Origin of the sequence: Catenulispora sp. EB89, from assembly GCF_041261445.1 — a bacterium.
In the GTDB taxonomy this organism is placed as follows: domain Bacteria; phylum Actinomycetota; class Actinomycetes; order Streptomycetales; family Catenulisporaceae; genus Catenulispora.
Genome location: NZ_JBGCCU010000019.1, coordinates 45,032 through 69,415, shown reverse-complemented (window position 1 = coordinate 69,415; position 24,384 = coordinate 45,032). Strand labels below are relative to the sequence as shown.

The following is a 24,384-nucleotide window of genomic DNA, read 5'->3' as shown; positions in this document are numbered from 1 at the left end:
CAGCCGGTGCTCGAGAAGGGCGGTGACCGACCATGAACCCGCGACCTTCGGACCACGAGCCAGGCTCCGGCACCGCGACGAGCGCGAACACCGCCGCCGACGCCACCGCGCCGCCGAACACCTCCGCCAGCACCAGCCCGCCCGGCACCGCCGACCTGCCCGCCGCGCCGCACACTGCACTCTCCACCACCAGCACCAGCACGCCCGGCAGCTCCGACCTCCCCGGCAAAAGTGCCCCGACCAGCGCCACCGCGCAGCCGAGCACCTCCGGCAGCACCATCCCGCCCGGCACCAGCACTACGGCCAGCACCACCGCCCCACCTAGCGCGACCAGCGCGATCAGCGCGGCCACCACGCAGCCGAGCGCCTCCGCCGACACCAGTCCGCGCACCACCAACGTCCCGCCCGGCACCAGCACTACGGCCAGCACCACCGCCCCGCCTAGCGCGAGCACCGCGACCAGCGGGCAGCCGAACACCTCCGCCAGCACCAGTCCGCGCGCCACCAACGTCCTGCCCGACGCGAGCGCCCCGGCCAGCGCCGCGTCCGCACCGCCGAACACCTCCGCCAGCACCAGCCCGCCCGGTACTAGCACTGGGGCCAGCACCGCCGTCCCACCCCGCACGAACACTGCGGCCAGCACTACCAGCCACCCCGGCGCCACCAGCTTGCCTGGTGCGAGCACCGTGTCCAGCACCACCGAGCAGCCCGCCCCGACCTCCGCAACCGACGCCACCCGGCAGCCACAGCCAAGCACTACCGGCCTTCCCGCCGCGAGCACCGTGTCCAGCACCACCGAGCGGCCCGCCCCGACCTCCGCAACTGGCGCGACTCGGCAGCCGCCGGCGAGCGCGCCCGCCCCCGCCGCCGCTCCCCCGCACCCGACCGGCCTCGCCGCCGGCCTCCTGGCCTGGTTCGCCGAGCGGCCGCCCGCCGCGGGGTCCGCCGTCATGGCGACGGGCATCATCTCCGTCGGGTTGCGGCAGGTGGGGGCGAGTGTCCTGTCCTACGTCGCGTTGGCGCTGGCGGGGGTGCTGTGGCTCGCGTTGGCGGAGGACTTCGCGCGGCGGCTTCTGTGGGAGCGGGGGCGGTGGGCGTCCGAGTCGCACACGCCTGCCGCTCTGACCGGGGTCGCGGCGACGACCGTGCTGGGCGTGCGGGTCAGTCTGGCGGGGTGGCAGGGGGTGGCCGTCGCGCTGCTGGTCCTCGCGGCGGTGCTGTGGCCGCTGCTGTTGTGGGCGGTGTTGCGTCATCTGAAGCCGAACATGCCCGGGGCGGTGTTCCTGATCTGCGTCGCGACGCAGGGGATGGCGACCCTGGGAGCCACGCTCGCCGCCGCGCTGCCGGCGCGGTGGCTGCTGTGGCCCGCGCTGGTGTTGTTCGTTTTCGGGCTCGGCCTGTACCTCTACGCGCTCGGCCACTTCGATGTCGCGGGCGTCCGGGACGGTGCGGGCGACCACTGGGTCGCCGGCGGTGCGCTGGCCATCTCGGCGCTGGCGTGCGCGAAGCTCACCGAGGCCAAGTACTGGACCGGTGCGCTGCACAGCACGCTGCGGGTGACCGCCCTCGTGCTGATCGCGCTGGCCTGGACCTGGTGCGTCGTCCTCGCCGCGGCCGAGATCCGATGGCCACGGCTCCACTACGACGTCCGCCGCTGGGCCACGCTCTTCCCGATCGGCATGATCGGAGCGGCGACGTCGGAGGTAGCGAAAGCCACCGGCTGGAGCCACCTCACCGGCCTGGGACACACGATGGTGTGGATCGCCGCCGCGGCATGGATTGTGGTCTTCATCGGTCTGGTCAGGGATGTCACCGGCCAGATTCGGCATACGGATCCAGGCGAACCCGCCCCGGCCACCAAGCACAGCGGATAGTCGTAGAGCGCCAGGTGCGCCGGGACGTGCGCACTGCCGAACAGCGGCTCGTACCCCAGCATCGCCCCGCACACGCCGATCAGCACGCCCAACAGCGCGATCGCACGTCCGGCGTGCGTCTCAGAGGACTTCGAGACAAAGCTCAGGGGCCGCCCGAAGAACGGACGACCCCTGAGCCCACGTGCTCACATATTCACATACTCACATCAGCACACAACAAACGCCTACCGAGCCACGCGCCCGCCGACCGCCTTCGCGACCTGCGCCTCGACCGCGTCCGACACGGCCACCGGGCCGCCGAACAGCTCGACCGAGCCCCCGGCCAGCGCCTGGCTGAACCCGTGCAGCGCGGTGGCGGTCCCGTCGGGCAGCTTCACCGGGTCGGTGAGCAGCAGCGGGCTGTGCGCGGCGGCCAGCATCGCGGCGCCGGTCAGGGCGTCGGCGAACTGCGTGCCGGTGGCGACGCCCACGGTCTGCGGCGCCGAGAACGTGCCGGCCACCATCGAGGCCGTGGCGTACCGGTCCCAGCCGGCGAACTGTGCCGAGGCGTCGCGGTTCGGCAGGTGCGCGGCCGCGGCCACGGCCTGGCCGCCGACCGCCGCCACCGAGTGCGCGCCGGCCACGAAGCCGGCGACGGCCGGGGACAGGGTGCGGTCGTCGGTCAGCAGGATCGCCGCCGGGGTGCCGGTGCCGCCGCCGTAGGTGGCCGAGAGCGGGCCGGCCGTCAGGGCGTCGGCGAAGTCGTGGCCGGTGGCCAGGATGACGTTGCCGGACGGGTCGCCGAGCTGGTTCGCGATCTGCAGCGAGGTCGCGTACCGGTCGGCGCCGCCGAGCCGGGTGATCTGCGCGGCCGGCAGACCCAGCGCCGAGACGACCTTGTCGGAGACCGCGTTCTGTCCGCCCAGGACGTAGACCTTGCCGCCGGGCGCCAGGACCCGGTGGATCTCGGCGACCACGGCCGGGTCGGCCGCGTGCGAGGGGGTCAGCAGCAGCGGGCCGCCCTTCTCGGTGGCCAGCGGGACGCCGGACAGCGCGTCGGGGAAGGTCTCGCCGGTGGCCAGGACCACGGCCGAGGCCGAGCCGGCCTTCGGGAACGAGGACTGCGACACGGTGATCGCCGTGCCGTAGCGGTCCGCGCCCGACACGCGCTTCACGACCGGGGCGTTCGGCGCGGTCGGCTGCACCGGCGCCACCGAGGCGACCTTGGACAGGTAGTCGTCGGCCGGCGAGCCCAGGCCCGTGGCGTCGTCGTAGCCGGCGGCGGCGAGCAGCGAGGAGTCCTGTCCGGCCCGGTACATGGTGCCGTGCGTCGGGGTCACGGCCGACTGGTGGATGCCCTCGAGCACCTGCGGCTGGCCCGCCGGGTGCGCGGTCACGTCGTGGAACGCCGAGGTGCCGTTCAGCGCGTACAGCGCCGGGTTGGCGAAGCCGAGCGGCTTGTTGCCCGCGGCCTGCTTGGCGTCGGCCTGCAGCGCCGAGAACTCCGGAGCCGCGACCGAGGTGCCGCCCATGCCGCCCTCGCCGTACTGGCCGGCGGCGGTCATGCCGGTCATGCCGACCAGCACCGAGGTGGCCAGCGCGCCGTTCATCGCGACGTCCGGCACGGTCCGCATCGGGCGCGTGGTGCCGTGGCCGCCGGAGGGGTTGTTCGCCAGCGCCGCCGGCACGACACCGGCCTGGTAGAACGGCTGCGGGATGTCCTCGGAGGTACCGCCGCCGCCCCCGAAGTAGAACGAGAACGGCACGGTCTGGGTCTTGCCCGGGCCCGGCTGCCAGGCCTTGTCGCCCTGCGAGGCGACGGCGGTGTGGTCGCCCATCGCCGCTTCCCAGGCGTAGTTCCCCTTGGCGTCGGTGGCCAGCGTGGTGCCGCCGACCGAGGTGACCCACGGCGAGCTGGTCGGCCACTCGGTCTGCTTGCGCGCCGAGTCCGGGACGCAGTTCGCGCCGCCGCCGGCAAAGTTGGCCGGGTCGTCGTCGCCGCAGTCGCCGGAGGAGAAGTCGAAGCCGACACCCTCCAGGGCGCCCTTCTGGAAGATCCGGTCGTAGCCGGCTATCAGCGCCGGGTCCAGGTCCTGGCCGTCGCTGGTGTGCATGATCTCGCCCCAGGAGTTGGAGACGACATCGGCCAGGTGGTTGTCGACGATCTTCTCCTCGGCGGCCATCAGGTCCGCGTCGGTGCAGGAGTTCGCGCCGACGTAGACGATGTTGGCGTCGGGGGCCAGACCGTGCGTCATCTCGACGTCCAGCGCCTCCTCGCCGGCCACGCCCGCGGTCCCGCCGCAGGCCTGCTGGTTCGTCCACTGCGACGGGTCGAACATATCGGTGTACTGGCCCTGGGCGAAGGGCTTGTCACCGTGCGCGGTCGCGAACTGGTTCGCGTCGGCCCGCATGTTCGCCGAGCCGTACCAGTCGACGACCGCGATGGTCGCGCCCTTGCCGGTCATGCCGGACTTCGTCACGCCGTAGGCGTCACGCAACTGCTGCGGCGTGTACGAGCACGGCAGCAGCGCCGTCGGGCCCGGGTTGGCGCCGGCCGGCCACGCGGTGCTGGTGGTCGCGCCCCAGGAGGGCGAGCAGTTCTGGTTCGCGGCGTTGCTCGCGTTGACCTTCGCGGAGTCCGCGTGCACCCGCACCGAGGCCTGCGACAGGCCCGAGATGCCGTTGACGTAGTCGGCGACGTCGGCCGGGATCACCGCGGCGGCGGAGGCCGCGTACTTCACCGAGCCGTCGGTGCCCTGGTAGTCCTTGATCTGCGTGCCGAAGGCACGCTGCACGGCGGCGGAGTCGCCGACCGCGTCGATCCAGTCGCTCTGCACCGCCGAGACCTTCAGCCCGGCGCCGGTCAGCCACTTCTGCACCGCGGCGACCTGCGCCGGCGTCGCCCCGAAGCGCGCCTGCACCTGCGCCGGGGTCAGGTAGTGCTGGAAGTCCGGGCTGTTCGGGTCGGACGCGGCGCGCGCCGCGGCGGCCAGCCCCGCCGGGTCCTGCCCGGTCAGGTACACCCGGGTGCTGATCTGCTGTGCGGCCGGCAGGGCCCCCCGATCCTTGTCCGCCGTCGCCCACGCCGGGTGCGCGTCGGTCAGGATCTTGTTGGTGGTGTTGTGGTGCTGCGTGTCGGCCTGCGCGGGCGAGGCGGACGCGGACGCGGCGACAAGCGCGATGGCGACGGGGAAGACCCCCGCCATCACAGCCTGCGCACGCCGCCGCTGAGCGGCGTTGGGCATTGATGGATTCCCTTTCCCCTGTGGTGGCATCCGCCCTGTCCGAAGTGCCGCCGGAGCAGCAACTTCATGAAATCTTCAGGAACGGCGACTGATGTCTATCCACTGGGGAACCCGCAGGACAAGATCCGGTACGAGACCGTGACCGGTTCGTGTCCTGCAGACTCCGGAATCATGCGTGAGCTGTGGGGTTTCTCACTCCCCGAGGAATCCGTAAGAGCCCACCAATGTCGCGGCACCGCGCTGCGCCGGGGCGACGACGCGGTCCGCGACGTTCTGCTGGAAGGCCTGGAAGGCGGCCAGCGGGCGCAACGGATCGGCGTCATCGTCGTCGTAGGCGACGAGGTGGACGAAGCTTACGCCGTCCTCCATCCGGAAGGTCGCGTAGTGCAGGCCTTGGGGCTTCTCGGCTTTGAGTTGCGCGAAGACGGCCTCGACGAGGCGCTGGTTCTCCTCGGCCTGGTCCGGCTTGACTTCGTACTGGATGATATGGGTACTCATATCCGATCTGTCTCCTCTGGGAGTTTCAGAGCCCTCGCAGCGCACGTTCTGCGCCGGTCGCCTGTCTCCCATACAGACCCGCGCGCCGGGCAAAACTGGTCGCGGGCCGGCGGGCTCTCCGCCTGCGAGCGTGTCGCACACCGTCCCACCTGCGACGCCGTACTACGGTGACGACCGTGACCTCGCCGACAGCGCAGCCGGAGCAGCCCGAGCAGCCTGAGAAGCCCGCGCAAGCCGAGCAGGCCGACCAGGCCAAGCAGCCCGAGCAGTCTGAGAAGCCCGAGCAGCCGGCACAGCCCGGGCCGCCGCACCACCGCGCCACCGCGCGCATGCTGGTCCGCCGCCCCAAGCTGTGGCTGATCCCGGCCGTCCTGGCGGCGCTGGTGGCGCTCCTGCTCTCGCTGCTCTACATGGGCGGCATCCTCGACCCGAACGGCAACCTGCACCACCTCCCGATCGCGCTGGTCGACGCCGACACCGGCGCCCCGCCGCCGGGCCAGCAGCAGAACATCGGCGCGCAGGTGGCGCAGGCGGTGGTCGCCGGGTCGCCGTCGGGGCAGTTCGACTGGAAGCGGGTCGGGCCGGCCGAGGCGCAGGACATGCTGGCCTCGGGCAAGGTCTACGGCGCGCTGGAGATCCCCGCCGACTTCACCGCCTCGCTCGGCGCGCTCGTCACCGGCGGCGGCACGGTGCGCCCGACGATCACCGTGCTCACCAACCCGGGCCTGGGCAGCCTGGGCTCCTCGCTGGCCTCCCAGGTCACCCAGAACGCGGCCCACCAGTCCTCGCTGACCATCGGCAAGCAGCTCGCCGCCGCCCCCGCGGCCTCCGGTCTGGACGGCACCGCCCGGCTGCTGCTGGCCGACCCGGTCGCGGTCACCGTCCAGGTCGGCCACGCCATCGGCCGGCACAGCGGCCTGGGCCTGACCGCCTTCTACTACGCGCTGCTGCTGGTCCTGGCCGGCTTCATCAGCGGCAACCTGATCCACTCCGGCGTGGACACCGCGCTGGGCTACGCCGACAGCGAGATGGGTCCCTGGCACACCCGGCGCCCGACCGTCCCGATCACCCGGACCCAGACCCTGGTGCTGAAGATGGTGATGACCGCCGGCATCTCGCTGCTCACCACCAGCATGGTGATGTTGGCGTGCATCGCCATCCTCGGCATGGACGCCAGCCACATCCCGCTGCTGTGGATCTTCTCCTACTGCGCGTGCCTGGCGATCGGGCTGGGTGTGCAGGCCATCAACGCGGCTTTCGGCGGCATCGGCCAGCTGGTGTCCATGTTCGTCTTCATCGCCCTGGCCCTGCCCTCCTCCGGGGCGACCGTCCCACTCCAGGCGGCGCCGACCATCTATCGCTTCCTCGGCTCCTTCGAGCCGATGCGCCAGCTCGCCGGCGGCGTCCGCGCCATCCTGTACTTCGACGCCCGGGGCGACGCCGGCCTGATGCGCGCCTGGCTGATGATCATCGTCGGCGTCGCCGGGGCCCTGGTCTTCGGCTTCGCGATGACGCAGTACTACGACCGCAAGGGCCTACGGCGGCTGACACCGCAGCCGATGCCTCCGCAGACGGACTAGCTGGCGACCGGCCCTCCCGTTCGCCGTCGGAAAACACGGTTGCCACGCCGTAGGCCACTCCGTCACGGTGGACCCCGTGCCGAAGCCACCGTCACCGATCCGGCAAGCCGCGTCACGCTTGTCGCATCCGCTGTCCACGCTCAAAGCCTCGCGGCGCGTTCGGGCCGTGCGCCTGCTGACCTCGGTCAGCCCGGCGCTGACCTGGACCGTCGCCGCGTTCGTCGTCGCCGAGGCGGTGCTGCCGAACCTCACGCTGATCGCGATGGGCCGCGCCACCGGCCGCATCCCGGCCGCCGCCCGCGACGGCCTGAGCTCCGGGGCGGGCCACTCGCTGCTGGTCGCGCTGGCCATCGCAGGGGTCTGTTACGGCTTGTCGCTGCTGCGCGGTCCGGCGCAGGACGCGCTGTCCTCCGTCGTGCGGGCCCGCATGGTGGTCGCGCTCCAGCGCCGGCTGGTGACGGCGGTCAGCGCCCCGGCGGGCATCGCGCACCTGGAGGACGCCGAAACCCTGGACCGGCTGGCCAACGCGCAGGGGCAGCTGATGAACGCCGCCCCGGCCGACGCCCCGATGACCATCGCCTCGCAGCTCGGCGGCTGGCTGTCCGGCACGATGGCCTGCGTCGTGCTGTCCACCTTCCGCTGGTGGCTGGGACTGGCGATGTTCGCGGCGTGGATAGCCGTCCGGCACCCGCTGGGCCAGCTGATCCGCACCCGGGTCAGCAGCTTCCGGGCCGCCGGCGTGCCGCTGCGGCGCGCCTGGTACCTGTTCGCGCTGGCGACCCGGCCGGGCGCGGCGAAGGAGGCGCGGGTCTTCGGCCTCGGCGGCTGGCTCGCCGCCGAGCACCGGACCCACTACGTCAGCGGCCTGACTCCCACCTGGCACGAGATCCGACGCCAGGGCCGGCGGGTGGCAACCGTCGCGATCGGGGTCTTCGCGGTCTTCGCGCTCGGCGCCGGGACGCTCGGCTGGGCCGCGTACCACCGCGAGATCGGCCTGGGCACGCTGGCGGTGATGCTGACGATGCTGCCGTCGTCGATGTCGGTGGGCACGGTCTCGATGACCGACTTCCAGCTGGAGATGATGCTCACGGCGCTGCCCGACCTCGACGAGCTGACCGAGTCGCTGGAGCCGAGCGCCGACCCGGTGGACAGCGCGGCCGGGACCGTCGACCCGGCGGGCATGCCGGCCCGGGACGTGGTCTTCGAGCACGTCGGCTTCCGCTACCCCGGCAGTGAATCAGAGGTCTACAGCGACCTGAATCTGACGCTGCACGCCGGGGAATCGACCGCATTGGTGGGGATCAACGGAGCCGGCAAGACCACGCTGGTCACGCTGCTGGCCCGGCTGCGCGATCCGGGCCACGGCCGGATCCTGGTGGACGGCGTACCGCTGAACGACCTGAAAGTCCGCGACTGGCAGAAGCAGATCGCCGTCGTCTACCAGGACTACACGCGCTACCCGCTCACCGCCGAGGACAACATCACGCTGAACCTTCTAGGGGGTCCGGTCGACGAAGCGGCGTTCGCGCAGGCCGTCGAGCGTGCCGGCGCGAAAGACCTGGTCGAGGGGCTGTCGAACGGCCGACACACGATCCTGTCCCCGCAGTACGAAGGCGGGACCGACCTGTCCGGCGGACAGTGGCAGCGCATCGCTTTGGCCCGCGCGCTGTACGCGATCTCCCGCGGCGCGACGGTCCTGATCCTGGACGAGCCGACGGCGCAACTCGACGTGCGCGCCGAAGCAGCGTTCTACGAACGGTTCCTGGAGATCACGCAGGGCGTGACCAGCATCGTGATCTCGCACCGGTTCTCCACGGTCCGCCGGGCCGACCGCATCGCGGTGCTGGACGGCGGCCGGATCACCGAGCTCGGCAGCCATTCCGAGCTCCTGGCCCGCGCGGGGACCTACGCGGACCTGTTCACCAAGCAGGCGGCGGCATTCACCGGGGGACGGAAGAGGGCATGAGCGGTACGGCGGCACCAGACAGCGGCAACGGCGCGGGGCCGGACGGAGCTCGCGGCGCGGCCCGCGAATCGGCCCCGAACGCGGCCCCGAACGCGGCTCCGGACGCGGCTCGCGACGCCTCCTCGAACGCGGCTCGTGGCGCTGCCCCGGCCACGGCTCCCGGCGCCGGCCCGAACGCGGCTCCCGCTGCGGCCTCGGACACGGCTCCCGCTGCACCTCCGGATTCGGCTTCTACCACAACCCCCGCCGCCCCCGAAGAAAAGCCACCCCGCAGCTTCGAACCGGCCCGCCGCCGCCAGCGCCGCCGCCTGTTCGGCGTCCTGGTCGGCTCCGGCTTCCGCGCCGCCCCGGGCATGATGACCGCCGCGACGCTGATGAGCCTGCTGGGCACCGCGGCCTCGGTCAGCTACCCGATCGGCTACCGCATCCTGGTCGACGCCGCGCTGCACCACGACGGCGCGCGCGTCGTGGCCGGCGTGGTGGTCGTGGCGGTCCTGTTCGGCGCCGGCTGGCTGCTGCAGAACCTCGCCGTCGCGCAGGGCTCGCCGCTGACCGACGTCGTGAACGTCTACCACGCCGAGCGCCTCGCCGGGATGGTCAACGACATCCCGGGCCTGGAGCACTTCGAGGACCCCGAGGTCCTGCGGGAGGTGGAGCAGCTGCGCGACGGCCGCCGCGGCCTGGCCGCCGCGCCCCGCCAGATCACCGGCATGGTCTCCAACGCCATCCGGATCGGCACCATCGCCGTCCTGCTGGCCACCGTCTACCTGCCGGTCCTGCTGGTCCCGATCGCCGCCATCGCCCCGGCGCTGGCCAGCCGCCGCGCCTCGAAGATCGCCAAGAAGAGCGAGACCGACCTGGCCGACGACCGGCGACTGCTCGGCGACCTGTTCGTGATCACCACCTCCGCCGACACCGCGAAGGAACTGCGCACCTACGGCATCACCGACGACCTGGCGGCCCGCCACCACCAGCTCGGCGACGCGGTGCGCAAGTCCGCGGTCGGCGCCGCGCTGCGCGGTGCGGCGTGGGAGGCCGCGGGGTGGCTGTTCTACGCGGCGTTCTTCATCGCGGCGATCGTCGTGCTGGTCCTGCGGGCCACCCACGGCCAGGTCTCGCCGGGGCAGATCGTCATGGTCGTCAGCCTTCTGCGAAGGGTGCAGAGCCAGCTGTCCACGGCCTCCGACACCGCCGGCAGCCTGGCGAACTCCATCCGCAACGCCAAGCGCATGCTGTGGCTCCAGGACTACGCGAAGACCCAGATCCCGACCGGCACGCTGGAGGCGCCGCGGACCCTGGCCGAGGGCATCCGCCTGGACCACACCGCGTTCGCCTACCCGAACTCCGACAAGCAGGTACTGCACGACCTCCTGCTGGACCTGCCCGCCGGCTCCACGGTCGCGCTGGTCGGCGAGAACGGAGCCGGCAAGACCACCCTGGTCAAACTGCTGACCGGCATGTACGCGCCGAGCGAAGGCAGGGTCCTGATCGACGGCACCGACCTGGCCGAGCTGGACCTGGCCTCGTGGCGCGGCCGGCTCACCGCGACGTTCCAGGACTTCGTCCGCTACCAGACGCCGGCCCGCCAGGCCGTCGGCGTCGGCGACCTGCCGCGGATGGACGACGACGCCGCGCTGGCCTCGGCGGTGGAGCGCGCGGAGGCCGGCACAGTGCTGGCGCAGATGCCGGACGGCCTCGACACCCAACTCGGCCGCTACTTCCCCGGCGGCCGCGAACTGTCCGGCGGCCAGTGGCAGCGCGTGGCACTGGCCCGCGGCCAGATGCGCGAACAGCCGGTGCTGACGGTCCTGGACGAGCCCACGGCCGCACTGGACGCGATCACCGAGGCGGCGGTGTTCGACCGGCACGTGCGAATCGCCGCCGAGCGCCGCGAGCAGGGGGCGATCACGCTGTTCGTATCGCACCGGTTCTCCACGGTGCGCGCGGCGGATCTGATCGTGGTGCTGGACGGCGGCCGGGTCGTGGAGACCGGCAGCCACGAGGAGCTGATGGCTGCCGACGGGCACTACGCGCAGCTGTATACGTTGCAGGCGCGCGCCTATCTAGATGACGCCGAACCGAGCAAGTAGATAGCGTCTCGGGGCAAAGGATCCGGGTCTGAAACTCAAGTGGGGGCAATAGATTGATACGTGGGGCGAGATCGGCGGCGGTGGTCTGTGTGGCCGTGCTGGCGACGGGGTGCTCGAGCTCGGCCGGCAGTAAGCCGCATTCCTCGGCCGAGTCGCATTCCTCGGCCGGATCGGCTTCGTCGGCCGGGTCTCAGGGCGGTGGGAAACCGACCGCGGCGACAGCACTGGCCGCAGCGCCGGGTGCCGTGAAGGCGGCAAAGACCATGACGCTCGACGAAACCGGAACGTCCAACGGCCAGACGGCCCACATCACCGGCAAGTTCGACTACAGCGGGACCTTCAAGGGCCAGATGAGCCTGACGGTCACCGGCGGCACGCCGACCACTCCCGGAAGCGGTTTTCCCGCCAAGTCGGACACACTCGTGAACGGCGACCAAGGCTTCGAGCCGGTCGACCAGGACAAGGCGCCTACCGTGGGCGCTGCCTTGGTGAAAGCGTTGAACGGCAGGCACTGGGCCCAATTCCCGGTGCCGGACAGTATTCCGGCAGCGACAATTCTGCAGAAGTATCTCGTGGGCGGCTTGGCCGCTGCTTCCGATGACTATCTTTACAACGCCCTGGCCGCGCTGCTGTCTTCGGGCGTGCTGGTCCCCGACACAGCACCGCAGACCGGCGGGACCTTCCACTACACCGGGACGCTGGACGACCCGGCGCTGAAGACCGCGAAGTTCACCAACACGCAGCTCCAGGGCATCACAGACGACATGACCACCCGCAACATCATGGCGGAGAAGATCGAGGTCTGGCTCGCGCCGAGCGGCTTGCCGACCGAGCTCAAGTTCAGCGAGACGAGCAGCAACACCTCCTACGGCGACCCGCCGGTCAGCGGCGATGTGCACTTCACGTGGGGGCAGCCGGTGACGGTGTCCGTGCCGGCCGCTTCGGACGTGGCCAGCCAGGCTGAAGTCGACAAAGCTCTCACGGCGCTCAGCGCACAGACGAGCTAGGCCGGACCGACGCCCCACCGATCCGAAAGAAACGCCCCAGGCGTCCTAGATGACGACGACGCGCTTGCCCAGCGTGTGCCGTCGCACGAAGTCGGCGCACGCCTGCGGGCCTTCGTCAAGGCTGTAGCGGCGGGCGATCGTGGCGCGGAGTTCGCCGCGTGCGCCGGCTTCGGCGACGTCGTGCATGGAGGCGAGTTCGGCGTCCATGTCGAGGATGAAGCGGAGCTCGACGTCGTCGCGGCCGAGCATGTCGGGCGTGGTGATCGGGAAGGTGATCGTCAGGACTCTGCCACCGGGGCGCAGGGCTTTGGCCACGGCGGCCAGGCGGTCGCCCGGCAGCACCACGTTGATCGCCACGTCGACGTCGGCTGGATAGTCAGACTCCTGATAGCCGATGATCTCGTTGGCGCCGAGTGCCTGCACCGTCTCGGCGTCACCGTCCGCGTCGGTCGCCGTGGCGATCACATGCGCCTTGGCGGCAGCGAGCAACGGCAGCAGCGCCGTTCCCACGCCTCCGGTCGCCCCGACCAGCAGCACCCGCTCCCCCGGCTGCACGTTCGCGGCTCGCGCAGTCGCCAGCGCGGCCTGGCCGGCCGTGGCGAGCGCCGCGGCGTCCGGGGCGGCGAGTGCGGCGGGGCGGTGCGCGATGAGCGGCGTGTCCGCTTCGACGACGGCGTACTCGGCCATCGCGCCGGTGCCGAGCGAGGGACGCGTGCCGGCCATGGCGCGCAGCACCCTGGGGACGGCCGTGCCGAACACCTCGTCGCCGACGGCGTAGGTCTGCACGCCCTCGCCGATCTCGGTGACGGTTCCGGCGAAGTCGACGCCCGGGATGTAAGGGAACTGAGCCTCGACCACGCCACGGAACTCACCGCCGGGCAGCTTCACGTCGGCCGGGTTGACGGAGGCGGCGGCGATCCGCACCCGCAGCTGCCCCGGCCCGGGCCGCGGTACCGGGACGTCGGCGACCGTGTACTGCTCCGGCGGGCCGTAGTCGGTGGCGACGACGGCCTTCATCACGTTCGATTCCTGCTTGTCCACTACCCCTCCAGAAACGGACCGGGCGGTCAGGTTCCGCCCGCGAAGAGGCTAGCGATAAGCGGACCGCCCGGTCAACTTGTTAGGCTGCGGCCGTGAGCACCCCTCCGACCACGCCTGCAACGACCACGAGCCCGGCGGCCGCTGCGGCCTCGGCTACCACGCCCGAAGCCTCCCGCCCCCTGCGCGCCGACGCCGCCCGCAACCGCGCGCTCCTGCTCACGGCCGCCGCCGACGAGTTCGCCGAGCACGGCCTGGAAGCCTCCGTCGCGGACATCGCACGCCGCGCCGGCGTCGGCAAGGGCACGGTCTTCCGCCACTTCCCGACCAAGGACGACCTGATCGCCGCGATCGTCCTGGACCGCGTCGAAGACCTGCGCACCGTCGGCGAGCGCCTGCTGGCAGCCGCCGACCCGGGCGCGGCCCTGCTGGAGTTCCTGATCGCCGCCGGCCACCAGCGCCAACAACGCGACCTGTCATTCCTGATGGCCGCCGGAGAACTGAAACCCGAAGTGAAGCAGGCCCAAGCCGCCCTGTTCCAAGCCATCGAGGACCTGGTCGCCCGAGCCCGCACAGCCGGCGCGGTCCGCCCCGACGTCACCGGCACCGACGTCTTCCTCCTGATGTGCGCCCCGAACTACGTCAGCGGCTACGTCCCCGACGCCCCGCCGGACCTGTGGCGCCGCTACCTCGCGATCATCTTCGACGGGCTGCGGCCCGAAGGCGCGCACGCGCTGCCGCAGCCCGCTCCCACTCTCTGAACCGCCCGCTCGGTCCGGGTTCGACGCCGTCGCGAGCCGGTTCGGTCAGGTCACACCGCCACCGGCGCCTTGATCGCCGGATGCGGGTCGTATCCGAGAACTGCGATGTCCGCGTATACGTACTCGAACAGCGAGTCCGCCGGCTTCAGCTCCAGCGTCGGGAACGGCCGCGCCTCGCGCGTAAGCTGCAGCCGGGCCTGCTCGACGTGGTTGTCGTAGACGTGCACGTCGCCGCCGGTCCAGACCAGGTCGCCGACGGCGAGGCCGGTCTGGGCCGCGATCATGTGGGTCAGCAGGGCGTAGGAGGCGATGTTGAACGGTACGCCCAGGAACATGTCCGCGCTGCGCTGGTAGAGCTGGCAGGACAGTTCGCCGTCGGCGACGTAGAACTGGAAGAAGGCGTGGCACGGTGGCAGGGCCATGTCCGCCAGCTCCGCGACGTTCCAGGCGGAGACGATGATGCGGCGCGAGTCAGGGTTCGTGCGCAGCTGGTTCAGGACCTCGGTGATCTGGTCGATGTGGCGGCCGTCCGGCGTCGGCCAGGAGCGCCACTGCACGCCGTAGACCGGGCCGAGGCCGCCATCGGGGGCGGCCCACTCGTCCCAGATCGTGACGCCGTGCTCCTGCAGCCAGCGGACGTTGCCCTCGCCGCGCAGGAACCACAGCAGTTCGTAGGCGACGGATTTGAAGTGGACCTTCTTCGTCGTGATGAGCGGGAAGCCGTCCTGCAGGCGGTAGCGGAGCTGGTGTCCGAACAGCGATCGCGTGCCGACACCGGTGCGGTCGGACTTGACCGCACCGGTGGTCAGCACGTGCTGGAGCAGGTCTTCGTACTGGGTGTCGGGCATGCGTGCACGGTACCGCCTACGGCGTCGCGGGAGCGCCCACGACGCGGCGCGACCGGATCACGACGCGGCGGGACCCGATCACGGCGCCGCCGGGGCGCCGACCGGTTCGGGCTCGGCGCGGCCGGGCTTGGCGGGCGGCAGCTCCGGCTCGCCGTGCACCAGCCAGTGGATCGCCACCGCGGCGATCGCGCCGACCAGCGGTGCGACGATGAACAGCCAGGTCTGCGACAGCGCGTTGTTGTCCGCGAACAGCGCCGGGCCCAGGGCTCGGGCCGGGTTCACCGAGGTGCCGGTCAGCGGGATGCCGACCAGGTGGATCGCGGTCAGCGCGGCGCCGATCGCGATGCCGGCCACCGGCTTGTCGCCGGCGCCGCGGGTGGCGCCCAGGACCACCAGGACCAGCACCGCGGTGAGGATGATCTCGACCAGGAACGCGCCGGAGCCGGAGATGAACAGGTCGGAGTTCTTGCCCCAGCCTGGCGAGCCGAACGACTTGCGTGAGAACGGGCCGCCGCCCAGCGGGTCGCGCACGGCGCTGGCGATCCAGTGCAGCAGCACCGCGCCGATGATCCCGCCGGCGAACTGCGCCACCCAGTACAGGACGCCGGCGATCGGGGACATCCGCCGCGCCAGCACCACGCCCAGGGTGACGGCCGGGTTCACATGGCACCCGGACACCGGTCCGATCATGTAGACCAGCGCCAGCAGCGTGAAGCCGAACGCCAGGGCGATGCCGATGTCGCCGACGAACTTGCCGGCGCTGGGTTATATGAAGGTCAGATGGCCGTCCCGACCGCCAGCACGACCAGCAGCATGGTCCCGACGAACTCCGCCATCAGCGCCCGCCAGCCGCCTTCGACCTGGTCGAGCACTGATGCGCCCGCTCTGGGTGCATTAGGAGCGTGGGGCGCATCAGGGGCGTGGGGTGCGTGCAGCGATTCCGAGCTCATAAGGCCTCCTCAAGATCAGCCCAGGACCCCACGGTAGGCGCCGCTCCCGGCCGGTGCCCCGGTACGGCAGGGCCGTCCGGGTGGCCGGCCCGGGCCGAAACCCGGCCGGGGCTCGGCGGATCGCCACAGCTGGGAGGTCCCCTGAACGGAAGCCTCAGGCGGCAGGGTGCTGTGCTCAGGCCCGGTGCGCCGCCCACGCCGTGCGCGCGCCGCGCACCACCAGATCGCCGCGCCGCAACAGGAACTCCTCGTCGTCCGGATCGAGCAGGCGGTCCAGGGCGGCGCGGTCTTCGGCGGACAGCTGCTCGGCCAGACGCTCACGCATGCGGCTCGTGATGCTGTGCGCCAGGCGGTTGGCGGCCGGCGGGGCCGGATCGATGTCGAGCTCGAAGACGCGCTTCTCGGCGACCGTGAAACCGACCCGCTCCAGGTGGCTGGTCCAGTCCGGCCAGGAGTTCCAGCCGTTGGCCGCCGAGGCTTTCCGGCACCGTGCTTCCAAGCCCGGATAGACCCCGTCGGGCAGGAAGCGTGGCATCCCGTCCATCTCGACGACCACCAGCAGGCCGCCGGGGTTCAGCGCCGCGTGGATGTCTGCGAGGACCCGGTCGGGGTCGGCGACGTGGTGCAGCGAGGCGCTGGCCCAGGCCAGATCGGCCGTGCCGACCGGGGGCCAGGCGGCGTCGAGGTCGGCCTGGGCCATGCGCAGCCGGTCGGCGATGCCGTGCGCGGCGGCCGCGGCCCGGAGGCGGTCGAGCATGGTCGGCGAGCGGTCGATCACGACCAGCTCGGCGTTCGCGAAGCGGCGGGCGAGCGCCAGGGTCCCGGTGCCGGTGCCCGCGCCGATGTCGAGGACGGTGTGCGGTTCGGCCTTGGTGTGGGAGGCGGCCCAGGAGGTCAGCTCGTCGAGGTAAGGGCCGACCACCTCCGCATCGAGGTCCAGGATGTCCGCCATGGAGGCGTCGGAGGCGGCGTCCGCGTCGTGGTGGTGGCCGTGGCCCTGCTGATGACCGTGCCCTTGGCGGCCGATGTGATCGTGTTCCATGGATCCAGCGTAAGCACGAACTGCGCGAGCAGCATACCATCTTGCCTATGACGCAAGAACCCGACGTCGACGCCATCGTCCGCCAACGCATCCGCAGCCTGCGCCTGGCCCGGGGCTGGACGCTGGACTCGCTGGCCGCGCGCTGCGGCCTGAGCCCGTCCAACCTCAGCCGCATCGAGACCGGCCAGCGCCGCATCGCCCTGGACCAGCTGGTGCCGATCGCGCGCGCCCTGGGCACGACGATCGACCAGCTGGTCGAGCCGCCGGACGAGGCCGGCGTGGTGATCCGGCCCGAACCGGTCTGCGGCACCCCGGGCATGACCAGCTGGCTGCTGTCCCGCGAGCGCTTCCTGAACGGCGTCAGCGTGACCAAGGTGCGGATCACCGCCGAACGCCCCACCGGCCCGGACCAGTTGCGGATCCACCCCGGGTACGAGTGGTTCACGGTCCTGTCCGGGACGGCCGAACTGCGGCTCGGCGAGCGCGTCATCCTGGTCCAGGAAGGCGATGCCGCGGAGTTCAGCACGATGACGCCGCACCTGATCACCGCGCACGGCGCCGCCGTGGAGGTCCTGTCGATCCTGGACCACGAGGGCGAGCGCGCACACCGGCGCGACACCGATCCGCACTAGCCCGCCCGCACCAGCCCGCGCTCAACCCTGACCCGCCGCCTCGCGCCACCCCGCTGACGTCTCCAGACGCCACCGAGACTCCACCCATCCACCCACGCAGCTGCCGCCTCGACCGCCGCGACGCCTACCGCCCCGCGCCCCCGCCGGTCAGATCCCGCGCGAGCACGTCGGCCACCGCGTCGACCACCGCCTCGATCGAGTCCCGCACCCCGGGCGACAGCTGCTCGTCCTCGGTCAGCCGCGCCAGCCGCCGCCGCGCCGACCGGCCGCGCAGGCCCGGATACAGCTCCTCGTCCAGGCCGCAGGCATGCACGATGCTGCCCAGCGCGCGGTCCCCGGGCGAGGAGACGTTCTCGACTCGCGTCCGGACGTAGGCGCACCGCTCCAGGTCCACGAGCACCAGCCGGGACCGGGTCCGGCCGCCGTCCCCCCGACGCTCGATCCGGATCACCCCCCGGTCGGCGAGCAGGGTCACGTACTGGTTCAGCGCCGCCGGCTCCGTGGGCCGCTCGCTGAACCACGACTGCAGCCGCGGCGCGCCGCCCTCGGCGTGCAGCGTGGCCAGCGACCGGTCCACCAGCGGATGGCCGATCGGCCGCGGATCGGCGACCGCGATCCGGCCCTCGGCCACCGCCACGCGCCCGGCCAGGCTCAGGTCCAGCGCCTCGGCCCCCCGCAGCGCCGGACCCATCGCCTCGGCGGCCTGCACGCGTCCGTCGCGCGGGCTGATCGCGAGTAGGAGTAGATCATCCCCGATTGTCACAGGGCCGAGCATAAGGGTGCTTACTACACTGGTGAAAGACGCGGGCGACGACGAACCCTTACATCAGGGCCCGGACGCCGTACGCCGAAGTGCGCGCGGCACGCGAGACAGCGCTGGCGGCGCCGCGCCGTTCGCCGACCGCAGCGCCGCCTGGAAACCCCGTAAGAGGCGCCTTGAGCGACGCTTGAGGCACGCCGAAGATCGACCCCGGGACGCCGCACCACCGCCTCGGCGGGCTCGGCCCGGCTCGGCCGGCTCGGCGCGCTCGGCCGCCTTGGCCGACTCCAGCCGCTTACGCGCTCAAGGTAACCCCCGCCCCCACCCGCCGGAACCAGCGCGGGCCAGGCGAATCATTCGCCACCGAGCATGCCATGTCCGCTGATGAGACACTTTCGGATGAATCCTTAAGTGACAACCCCTAACCGTCGAATAGCGCTTTACCGATCCCTTGCGACGGTCCGTCTGGTGTCATGGTGCTGATCCCGATTGGGTCCGCGACGGTGCCGATCTGCGCGGCCGCCGACAGCGGAGCCGGAAGCCCGAAATCAGGCTCCTTATAAAGGCACTGAAAAGTTGTCAAGATCTACTTATCGGGCAAGTCCAAAGGGTTCGTCAAATGTCTTGACTTCTCATCGCAGCGAATGAAACCTTCGAAGACGTAGCAGTCCAAGCGAGGACAAGAGTGCCGGAAGAAGACAGGACACAGCCGCCTGTCTGCCATGGGGGTCCGGTTTGCACACCGCCCGTCGCAACGCACTGATGTGCGTTCGCGCGCGCCCTCCTTCGAACCCGGTCGTCTTGCCGCGTTGACGGAACGGAGGGGGAATGCCGGTCCAAACCACTTACCCCGGCGTCTACATCGAGGAACTCCCGAGTAGCGTCCGGACCATCATCGGGGTCACCACCTCGGTGACCGCCTTTGTCGGGCAGACCCGCCGGGGCCCGCTCAACCAGCCGGTCACGCTGACCAGCTTCGCCGACTTCGAGCGGCAGTTCGGCGGGATCAGCGCCGACAGCCCGGTCAGCTACGCGGTCTCCCAGTTCTTCGCCAACGGCGGGAACGTCGCGATCGTGGTCCGCGCGGCCGCGGCCGGCACCGGGGCCTCCGCGAGCGAGGCGCTGGCCTCCACCGACAACCAGTCCACCGCGACGGCGTTGACGCTGACCGCGACCGAGCCCGGCGCCTGGGGCGACGCGCTGCGCGTCACCGTCGACTACGGCACCGCCGCGCCGACCAGTACCTTCAACCTCACCGTCTTCGACACCGGCGGCACGATCAGCGAGTCGTACAGCAACCTGTCGATGAGCTCCTCCGACCCGCAGTACGTGGCCTCGGTGGTGAACGCCGGATCAGCGGTGCTCTCGGCCGTCGCGACCGGCAGCGGCCGCCCGGACCCGTCCGGCACGGTCTCCAAGGACTTCCCGGCCACGCTGCCCGACCTCACCCAGAGCTTCCAGGTGGCGATCAGCTCGACGCAGCACGACGTCACCATCTATCAGAGCCCTGCGGACGGGGCCTCGCCGCCGGCCACCGTCGCGGAACTGGCGACGCTGCTCGAACGCAAGCTGCGCGCACTGCCGGACGCGCCGGGCAAGCGGGCCTTCGGGGGCCTGCGGGTCTACGCGGTCGGCCAGAAGATCCAGGTCGTCGCCGGCTCCTCGGACCCGGCGGACACCGTCCGCTTCTCCGGCACCGAGGCCAACAACCTCGGGCTGGAGGGCACGGTCCACCCCCCGGCGTTCGCGCTGGCCGGCGGCACCGACGCCGGCAAGCCGTCGCCGACCGACCTGATCGGCAGCGAGGCGGCCAAGACCGGGATCCAGGCGCTGCGCGACGTGCTCGACGTCAACCTGCTGTGCCTGCCGGAGCTGGCCGCGTACGCGAACACCGTGGACGCGACCACGGTGATCTCGGCCGCCGAATCGCTGTGCCAGGACAAGCGGATGTTCCTGATCGTGGACGCCCCGGCGTCCTGGACGACGCTGGACACCGCGCGGGCGCACCTGTCGGACTTCGACCCGGTGCGCAACGACCACGCCGCGCTGTACTTCCCGGCGCTGGCGGCGGTCGACCCGCTGACCGGGCGCCTGGCGGAGTTCCCGCCGTGCGGCGTGGTGGCCGGCATCATGGCGCGCACCGACAGCCAGCGCGGGGTGTGGAAGGCCCCGGCCGGCACCGACGCGCAGCTGATGGGCGCCTCGGCGCTCACGGTGACGATGACCGACCCGGAGAACGGGCTGCTCAACCCGCTGGGTGTCAACTGTCTGCGAAACTTCCCGGTGGTCGGCCCGGTGGTCTGGGGCGCCCGGACGCTGGCCGGGGCCGACATATTGGCCTCGCAGTGGAAGTACGTACCGGTGCGCCGGACCGCGCTGTTCCTGGAAGAGAGCCTCTACCGGGGAACGCAGTGGGTGGTCTTCGAGCCCAACGACGAGCGGCTGTGGTCGCAGATCCGGCTCAACGTCGGCGCGTTCCTGCGGACCCTGTTCCAGCAGGGCGCGTTCCAGGGCACGTCGGCGAAGGACGCGTACTTCGTCAAGTGCGACAAGGACACCACCACGCAGAACGACATCGACAGCGGCGTGGTGAACATCGTGGTCGGCTTCGCACCGCTGAAACCGGCGGAGTTCGTGGTCGTGCAGATCCAGCAGATGGCCGGACAGCTGCAGGTGTGAGGGGGGGACCCAATGGCGGAATTCACAGTCAACGCACAGCGCTTCGATCCCTACAAGAACTTCAAGTTCCTGGTGGTGTGGGACGGCCGCACGGTCGCCGGGGTCAGCAAGGTCAGCGCCATCAAGCGGACCACCGAGGTGGTCAAGCACCGCAGCGGCGGCGACCCCTCCACGCCGCGCAAGTCGGCCGGGCGCACCGAGTTCGACGGGATCACGCTGGAGCGCGGCATCACCCACGACATGGAGTTCGACCAGTGGGCCAACAAGGTCTGGATGGTCGGCGCGGGCCGCGGGGTGGAGTCCTCGCTGCGCGACTTCCGCAAGGACATCGTGATCGAACTGCTCAACGAGGCCGGCCAGGTCGCGGTGGCGTTCAAGGTGTACCGAGCGTGGGTGAGCGAGTACCAGATCACCTCCGAGCTCGACGGCAACGCCAACGCCGTCGCGATCCAGCACATCAAGCTGGAGTGCGAGGGCATCGAGCGCGATCCGGAGGTCGCCGAGCCCGAGGAGCCCTCGTTCACGTTCCCGTCCTGACCGGTTGAGCCTTTCCACAGGACGGGGCGGAGATGCCGGGGGCGGTGGAGGTGCTGGCGGCCTGGGAGGCCGGGACGACGGCCGGCGCGGCCGAGCGGACGCTGCTGCTGCACGCGCTCGCACGGCCGCGGGCCGGCGTCGCGGACCTGCGGGCGACGGCCGTGGGGCGGCGGGACGCGGAGCTGTTCGCGCTGCGCGGCGCGCTGTTCGGGGACCGGATGGAGGTCGTGGTCGGGTGTCCGGACTGCGGGGAGAAGCTGGAGTTCGAGCTCGGGGTGCGGGCGCTGCTCGGGGATCGGGCGCGTCAGGTCCCTGATGTGCCGGGCTCCGTCGAGCGGGACGGTTCCTCTGATCCGCAGGTACTGCACGTCGACGAAGGTTCGTGGTCGGTCGACTTCCACTCGCCGACCGCGGCCGACCTCGAAGCGGTATCAGGCATCGGCGACGCCGAGGCCGCCCGCAAGGCGCTGCTGGCCCGGATCGTGATCCGGGCCGAACGTTCCGGCCGCAAGCTCGACGCGTCCCGGATCCCGGCGTCGGTCCAGCAGACCATCGCCTCGGCCGCCGCCGAGGCCGACCCGGCAGCCGACGTCCGGCTGGCGATGCAGTGCCCTGAGTGCTCCCAGAAGATCAGCGCGGAACTCGACATCTCCGAATACCTGTGGCGCGAGCTCGACGTCTGGGCCCGCGCGATCCTGTCCGACATCCACCTCCTCGCCTCCTGCTACGGCTGGAGCGAGGACCAGATCCTGGCGCTGAGTCCTCAGCGACGCCGCTACTACGTGGAACGGTGCGTCGATGGCTGACTTCTTCGACCGGCTGCTCGCGAAGTCCGCGTCCGCGCCGGCTCCGCGAACCGCGGACACCGACGGCGTCAGAAGCGCCGCCGCACAGCCTCGGCTGCCGCATCCGTTCGAACGTCCCGGCACGGCCGGGGACCTCGAATGGACCGAGCAGCCGTCATCAGAATCCGAACACTCGAGGCGGGGGAACGCGATGGAGCAGCGGAGCGAGCCGACGTTCGGCACCCGGGCCGCCGGGCCCGCGCTGCCACGCTCCGAGGACCGCGCCGTGACCCGGTCCCGACCGGACCGCCGGTCCTCGACCGACCAGGGCCTCGGTCCTCTTCTTGTCGTACCGGCCGCGGCCGAGCAGCCACTCCCCCGGTCGAATCCGCCGACGCTGCCGGTCGCCGCGTCGCAGAGTTCTTCCAGATCCGCCGTGGTTCCCGCATCGGCCGATTCCTCTGCCGTCGCCTCGTTCCTCGGCTCGCCGACCGACCGCGCTCCCGCCACCGCGATGCCGGCCGCGCGCCAGAGCTCGGCCCAACCGGCGCCGGCGCCGCGAGCCCGCCTCGCCGAACGCGGCGCGCCGCCGGCCCACCGCGCGGCCGCCGCACCGCAACCGCCGTCGGTCACCGTCCGGATCGGGCGGCTGGAGGTCCGCGCTGCGACGCCGGCGCCCGCAGGACCCGCGTCCCGGCCCGACCGCCGGACCCGCGAACCCGCGCTCAAGCTCGACGAGTACCTGGCCCGTGAAGGGGGGCGGCGATGAGCAACTTCCTGGCGGTGGCCACGGCCACCGAGGCGCTGCGGCTGTTCATCGTCCGCGCGCTGACGCCCGACATCCCGTTCGCCGTCAACGTGATCTCCGGCCGGCCGCCGGCCGAACCGCCGGCGGAGCCGACCATCACCGTGTTCCTGTACCAGGTGACGCCGGACCCGTACCTGCGCAACCTGGACGAGCCGATGCGCGCCTCGGACGGCACGCTGCTCAGCCGGCCGGTCGCGGCGCTGGATCTCAGTTACCTGATCACCTTCTTCGGCGACGAGACCCAGCTGGTCCCGCAGCGCATGCTCGGCTGCGTCGTGCGCAGCCTGTACGAGCTGCCGATGCTCACCGACGACCTGATCGCCGAGGCCGCGCAGATGCCGTTCCTGGCGGGCACCGACCTGCCGGCGGCGCCGCAGCGGATCCGCTTCACGCCGACGCACATGGACACCGAGGAGCTCTCGAAGCTCTGGTCGTTCCTGCTCCAGACCAGCTACACCCTGTCGGTGACGTATCAGGCCGCCGCGGTGCTGCTGGACGGCCGCCAGACACCCACGGCCGGCAAGCCGGTCCTGAGCCGCACGCTGACCGCCGTGCCCAGCACCGGCCCGCAGATCAGCGAGATCCTGTCCCGGCCGACCTCCGACCCCGGCGCGGTGCCGCAGCCCGGCCCGGTCCCGTCCGGCAACACGCTGGTCGTCCGCGGCAGCGGCCTGAAGTCCGACGAGGTGCTGGTGCGCTTCGACGCGCTGGAGGTGCCGGTACCCGCCAACCAGGTGCGGGACACCGAGCTGACCATCGCGGTGCCGGCCACGCTGCAACCCGGGACGTACACCGTGTCGGTGGTGCACAACCTGCTGCTCGGCGTGCCGCCGACACCGCACCGCGGGTTCGAGTCCAACGGTGTGCCCATCGTGCGCCAGCCGACAATCACCGGCGCGGTGACGGTGACCGGCAAGACCGGCACGGACCCGGTGTCCGCGCAGCTGGGCGTCACGCTGGACATGCCGGTCGGCGACACCCAGCGAGTCAGCATGCTGCTGGACGAGATCACCCCCGCCGCCGGGACGCAGCCGCGCAGCTACCAGTTCGACGCGCCGTATCCGCTAGGCACGCGCACGAATCCGCAGACGGTGACGGTGCAGGCGACGAACGTCGCGGCCACGTCGTACCTGGTGCGCGTGCAGGTGGACGGCGCGCAGAGCCCGCTCGCCATCGGAGTATCAGGGCACTTCGACTCGCCGTCGGTGGACCTCGGCGCGGCGGCGGCCACACCGGCGCCGGCGAAGAAGGCCGCGGCGCGCAAGACCACGCCGGCCCCGTCGACGAAGCAGCAGGGGAGCTGAG

20 protein-coding genes are annotated in these 24,384 nt (G+C 71.6%); 12 read left to right on the top strand and 8 right to left on the bottom strand.

Translation table 11 applies throughout. The features are described 5' to 3' along the window. The first annotated feature begins 32 nt into the window (after positions 1–32). Positions 33–1,874, top strand: a complete 1,842-nt coding sequence (locus tag ABH920_RS32965; protein ID WP_370353137.1) for a hypothetical protein — start codon at positions 33–35, stop codon at positions 1,872–1,874. A gap of 224 nt (positions 1,875–2,098) precedes the next feature. On the opposite strand, the gene ABH920_RS32960 is transcribed toward ABH920_RS32965, so the two are convergent. Both ABH920_RS32960 and ABH920_RS32955 read right to left on the bottom strand, forming a co-directional pair. After that, a complete protein-coding gene (locus tag ABH920_RS32960; RefSeq protein ID WP_370353136.1) occupies positions 2,099–5,098 on the bottom strand; it encodes a cell wall-binding repeat-containing protein in 3,000 nt (999 codons plus the stop codon). Between the two features lie 192 nt (positions 5,099–5,290). Next, positions 5,291–5,596, bottom strand: a complete 306-nt coding sequence (locus ABH920_RS32955) for a hypothetical protein (RefSeq protein WP_370353135.1) — start codon at positions 5,594–5,596, stop codon at positions 5,291–5,293. A 329-nt stretch (positions 5,597–5,925) separates the two neighbouring features. On the opposite strand from ABH920_RS32955, the gene ABH920_RS32950 reads away from it, so the two are divergent. The 4 genes from ABH920_RS32950 (at position 5,926) to ABH920_RS32935 (ending at position 12,239) form a co-directional block, all read left to right on the top strand. Next, on the top strand, positions 5,926–7,176 hold the full coding sequence (locus ABH920_RS32950) for a DUF3533 domain-containing protein (protein ID WP_370353279.1): 1,251 nt from the start codon (positions 5,926–5,928) through the stop codon (positions 7,174–7,176). A 76-nt stretch (positions 7,177–7,252) separates the two neighbouring features. Continuing rightward, entirely contained in the window at positions 7,253–9,142 is a 1,890-nt protein-coding gene (locus ABH920_RS32945) for an ABC transporter ATP-binding protein (protein WP_370353134.1), read from the top strand. Continuing rightward, entirely contained in the window at positions 9,139–11,232 is a 2,094-nt protein-coding gene (locus ABH920_RS32940; protein ID WP_370353133.1) for an ABC transporter ATP-binding protein, read from the top strand. Before ABH920_RS32945 ends, ABH920_RS32940 begins: the two co-directional genes overlap by 4 nt. An 89-nt stretch (positions 11,233–11,321) precedes the next feature. Further along, positions 11,322–12,239, top strand: a complete 918-nt coding sequence (locus ABH920_RS32935; protein ID WP_370353132.1) for a hypothetical protein — start codon at positions 11,322–11,324, stop codon at positions 12,237–12,239. A gap of 45 nt (positions 12,240–12,284) precedes the next feature. On the opposite strand, the gene ABH920_RS32930 is transcribed toward ABH920_RS32935, so the two are convergent. After that, positions 12,285–13,280, bottom strand: a complete 996-nt coding sequence (locus ABH920_RS32930) for an NADP-dependent oxidoreductase (protein WP_370353131.1) — start codon at positions 13,278–13,280, stop codon at positions 12,285–12,287. A 179-nt stretch (positions 13,281–13,459) separates the two neighbouring features. Here ABH920_RS32930 and ABH920_RS32925 point away from each other — a divergent pair, with 179 nt between their 5' ends. Further along, a complete protein-coding gene (locus ABH920_RS32925) occupies positions 13,460–14,038 on the top strand; it encodes a TetR/AcrR family transcriptional regulator (RefSeq protein ID WP_370353278.1) in 579 nt (192 codons plus the stop codon). A 50-nt stretch (positions 14,039–14,088) separates the two neighbouring features. Here the strand turns inward: ABH920_RS32925 and ABH920_RS32920 are convergent, their stop codons facing one another. From ABH920_RS32920 to ABH920_RS32905, 4 genes are all read right to left on the bottom strand, one after another. Beyond that, the gene (locus tag ABH920_RS32920; RefSeq protein WP_370353130.1) at positions 14,089–14,886 is read right to left on the bottom strand and encodes a thymidylate synthase; all 798 of its coding nucleotides are present in this window, start codon (positions 14,884–14,886) and stop codon (positions 14,089–14,091) included. A gap of 78 nt (positions 14,887–14,964) precedes the next feature. Beyond that, entirely contained in the window at positions 14,965–15,564 is a 600-nt protein-coding gene (locus ABH920_RS32915) for an aquaporin (protein WP_370353129.1), read from the bottom strand. Between the two features lie 98 nt (positions 15,565–15,662). Next, a complete protein-coding gene (locus tag ABH920_RS32910) occupies positions 15,663–15,836 on the bottom strand; it encodes a hypothetical protein (protein WP_370353128.1) in 174 nt (57 codons plus the stop codon). Between the two features lie 175 nt (positions 15,837–16,011). Beyond that, positions 16,012–16,878, bottom strand: coding sequence for a trans-aconitate 2-methyltransferase (locus ABH920_RS32905; protein WP_370353127.1), 867 nt, complete (start codon positions 16,876–16,878; stop codon positions 16,012–16,014). Between the two features lie 47 nt (positions 16,879–16,925). Between ABH920_RS32905 and ABH920_RS32900 the strand changes: the two genes are divergently transcribed. Then, positions 16,926–17,510: a helix-turn-helix domain-containing protein gene (locus ABH920_RS32900; RefSeq protein ID WP_370353126.1), complete on the top strand. Its 585-nt coding sequence runs from the start codon at positions 16,926–16,928 to the stop codon at positions 17,508–17,510. Between the two features lie 124 nt (positions 17,511–17,634). Here the strand turns inward: ABH920_RS32900 and ABH920_RS32895 are convergent, their stop codons facing one another. After that, a complete protein-coding gene (locus ABH920_RS32895; RefSeq protein ID WP_370353125.1) occupies positions 17,635–18,273 on the bottom strand; it encodes a GPP34 family phosphoprotein in 639 nt (212 codons plus the stop codon). Positions 18,274–19,098: 825 nt separating this feature from the next. Here ABH920_RS32895 and ABH920_RS32890 point away from each other — a divergent pair. Genes ABH920_RS32890 through ABH920_RS32870 form a run of 5 tightly spaced genes read left to right on the top strand, consistent with a single transcriptional unit; the run spans position 19,099 to position 24,383 of the window. After that, entirely contained in the window at positions 19,099–20,949 is a 1,851-nt protein-coding gene (locus ABH920_RS32890; protein WP_370353124.1) for a phage tail sheath family protein, read from the top strand. Between the two features lie 12 nt (positions 20,950–20,961). Then, a complete protein-coding gene (locus tag ABH920_RS32885) occupies positions 20,962–21,486 on the top strand; it encodes a phage tail protein (RefSeq protein ID WP_370353123.1) in 525 nt (174 codons plus the stop codon). A gap of 32 nt (positions 21,487–21,518) precedes the next feature. After that, entirely contained in the window at positions 21,519–22,292 is a 774-nt protein-coding gene (locus tag ABH920_RS32880; protein ID WP_370353122.1) for a hypothetical protein, read from the top strand. Then, the gene (locus ABH920_RS32875; RefSeq protein WP_370353121.1) at positions 22,285–23,040 is read left to right on the top strand and encodes a hypothetical protein; all 756 of its coding nucleotides are present in this window, start codon (positions 22,285–22,287) and stop codon (positions 23,038–23,040) included. Before ABH920_RS32880 ends, ABH920_RS32875 begins: the two co-directional genes overlap by 8 nt. Continuing rightward, positions 23,037–24,383 carry a Pvc16 family protein gene (locus ABH920_RS32870; RefSeq protein ID WP_370353120.1) on the top strand — a complete coding sequence of 449 codons (1,347 nt, stop codon included), beginning with the start codon at positions 23,037–23,039 and terminating at the stop codon, positions 24,381–24,383. The genes ABH920_RS32875 and ABH920_RS32870 overlap by 4 nt, the downstream gene beginning before the upstream one ends. Position 24,384 lies beyond the last annotated feature (1 nt).

Excerpts from the sequence above, each read along its gene's own strand:
- ABH920_RS32940 (WP_370353133.1), top strand. The coding sequence starts at position 9,139 with ATGAGCGGTACGGCGGCACCAGACAGCGGCAACGGCGCGGGGCCGGAC.
- ABH920_RS32920 (WP_370353130.1), bottom strand. The coding sequence starts at position 14,886 with ATGCCCGACACCCAGTACGAAGACCTGCTCCAGCACGTGCTGACCACC.
- ABH920_RS32880 (WP_370353122.1), top strand. The coding sequence starts at position 21,519 with ATGCCGGGGGCGGTGGAGGTGCTGGCGGCCTGGGAGGCCGGGACGACG.
- ABH920_RS32870 (WP_370353120.1), top strand. The coding sequence starts at position 23,037 with ATGAGCAACTTCCTGGCGGTGGCCACGGCCACCGAGGCGCTGCGGCTG.
- ABH920_RS32885 (WP_370353123.1), top strand. The coding sequence starts at position 20,962 with ATGGCGGAATTCACAGTCAACGCACAGCGCTTCGATCCCTACAAGAAC.
- ABH920_RS32960 (WP_370353136.1), bottom strand. The coding sequence starts at position 5,098 with ATGCCCAACGCCGCTCAGCGGCGGCGTGCGCAGGCTGTGATGGCGGGG.
- ABH920_RS32910 (WP_370353128.1), bottom strand. The coding sequence starts at position 15,836 with ATGAGCTCGGAATCGCTGCACGCACCCCACGCCCCTGATGCGCCCCAC.
- ABH920_RS32905 (WP_370353127.1), bottom strand. The coding sequence starts at position 16,878 with ATGGAACACGATCACATCGGCCGCCAAGGGCACGGTCATCAGCAGGGC.
- ABH920_RS32890 (WP_370353124.1), top strand. The coding sequence starts at position 19,099 with ATGCCGGTCCAAACCACTTACCCCGGCGTCTACATCGAGGAACTCCCG.
- ABH920_RS32875 (WP_370353121.1), top strand. The coding sequence starts at position 22,285 with ATGGCTGACTTCTTCGACCGGCTGCTCGCGAAGTCCGCGTCCGCGCCG.
- ABH920_RS32965 (WP_370353137.1), top strand. The coding sequence starts at position 33 with ATGAACCCGCGACCTTCGGACCACGAGCCAGGCTCCGGCACCGCGACG.
- ABH920_RS32900 (WP_370353126.1), top strand. The coding sequence starts at position 16,926 with ATGACGCAAGAACCCGACGTCGACGCCATCGTCCGCCAACGCATCCGC.
- ABH920_RS32955 (WP_370353135.1), bottom strand. The coding sequence starts at position 5,596 with ATGAGTACCCATATCATCCAGTACGAAGTCAAGCCGGACCAGGCCGAG.
- ABH920_RS32950 (WP_370353279.1), top strand. The coding sequence starts at position 5,926 with ATGCTGGTCCGCCGCCCCAAGCTGTGGCTGATCCCGGCCGTCCTGGCG.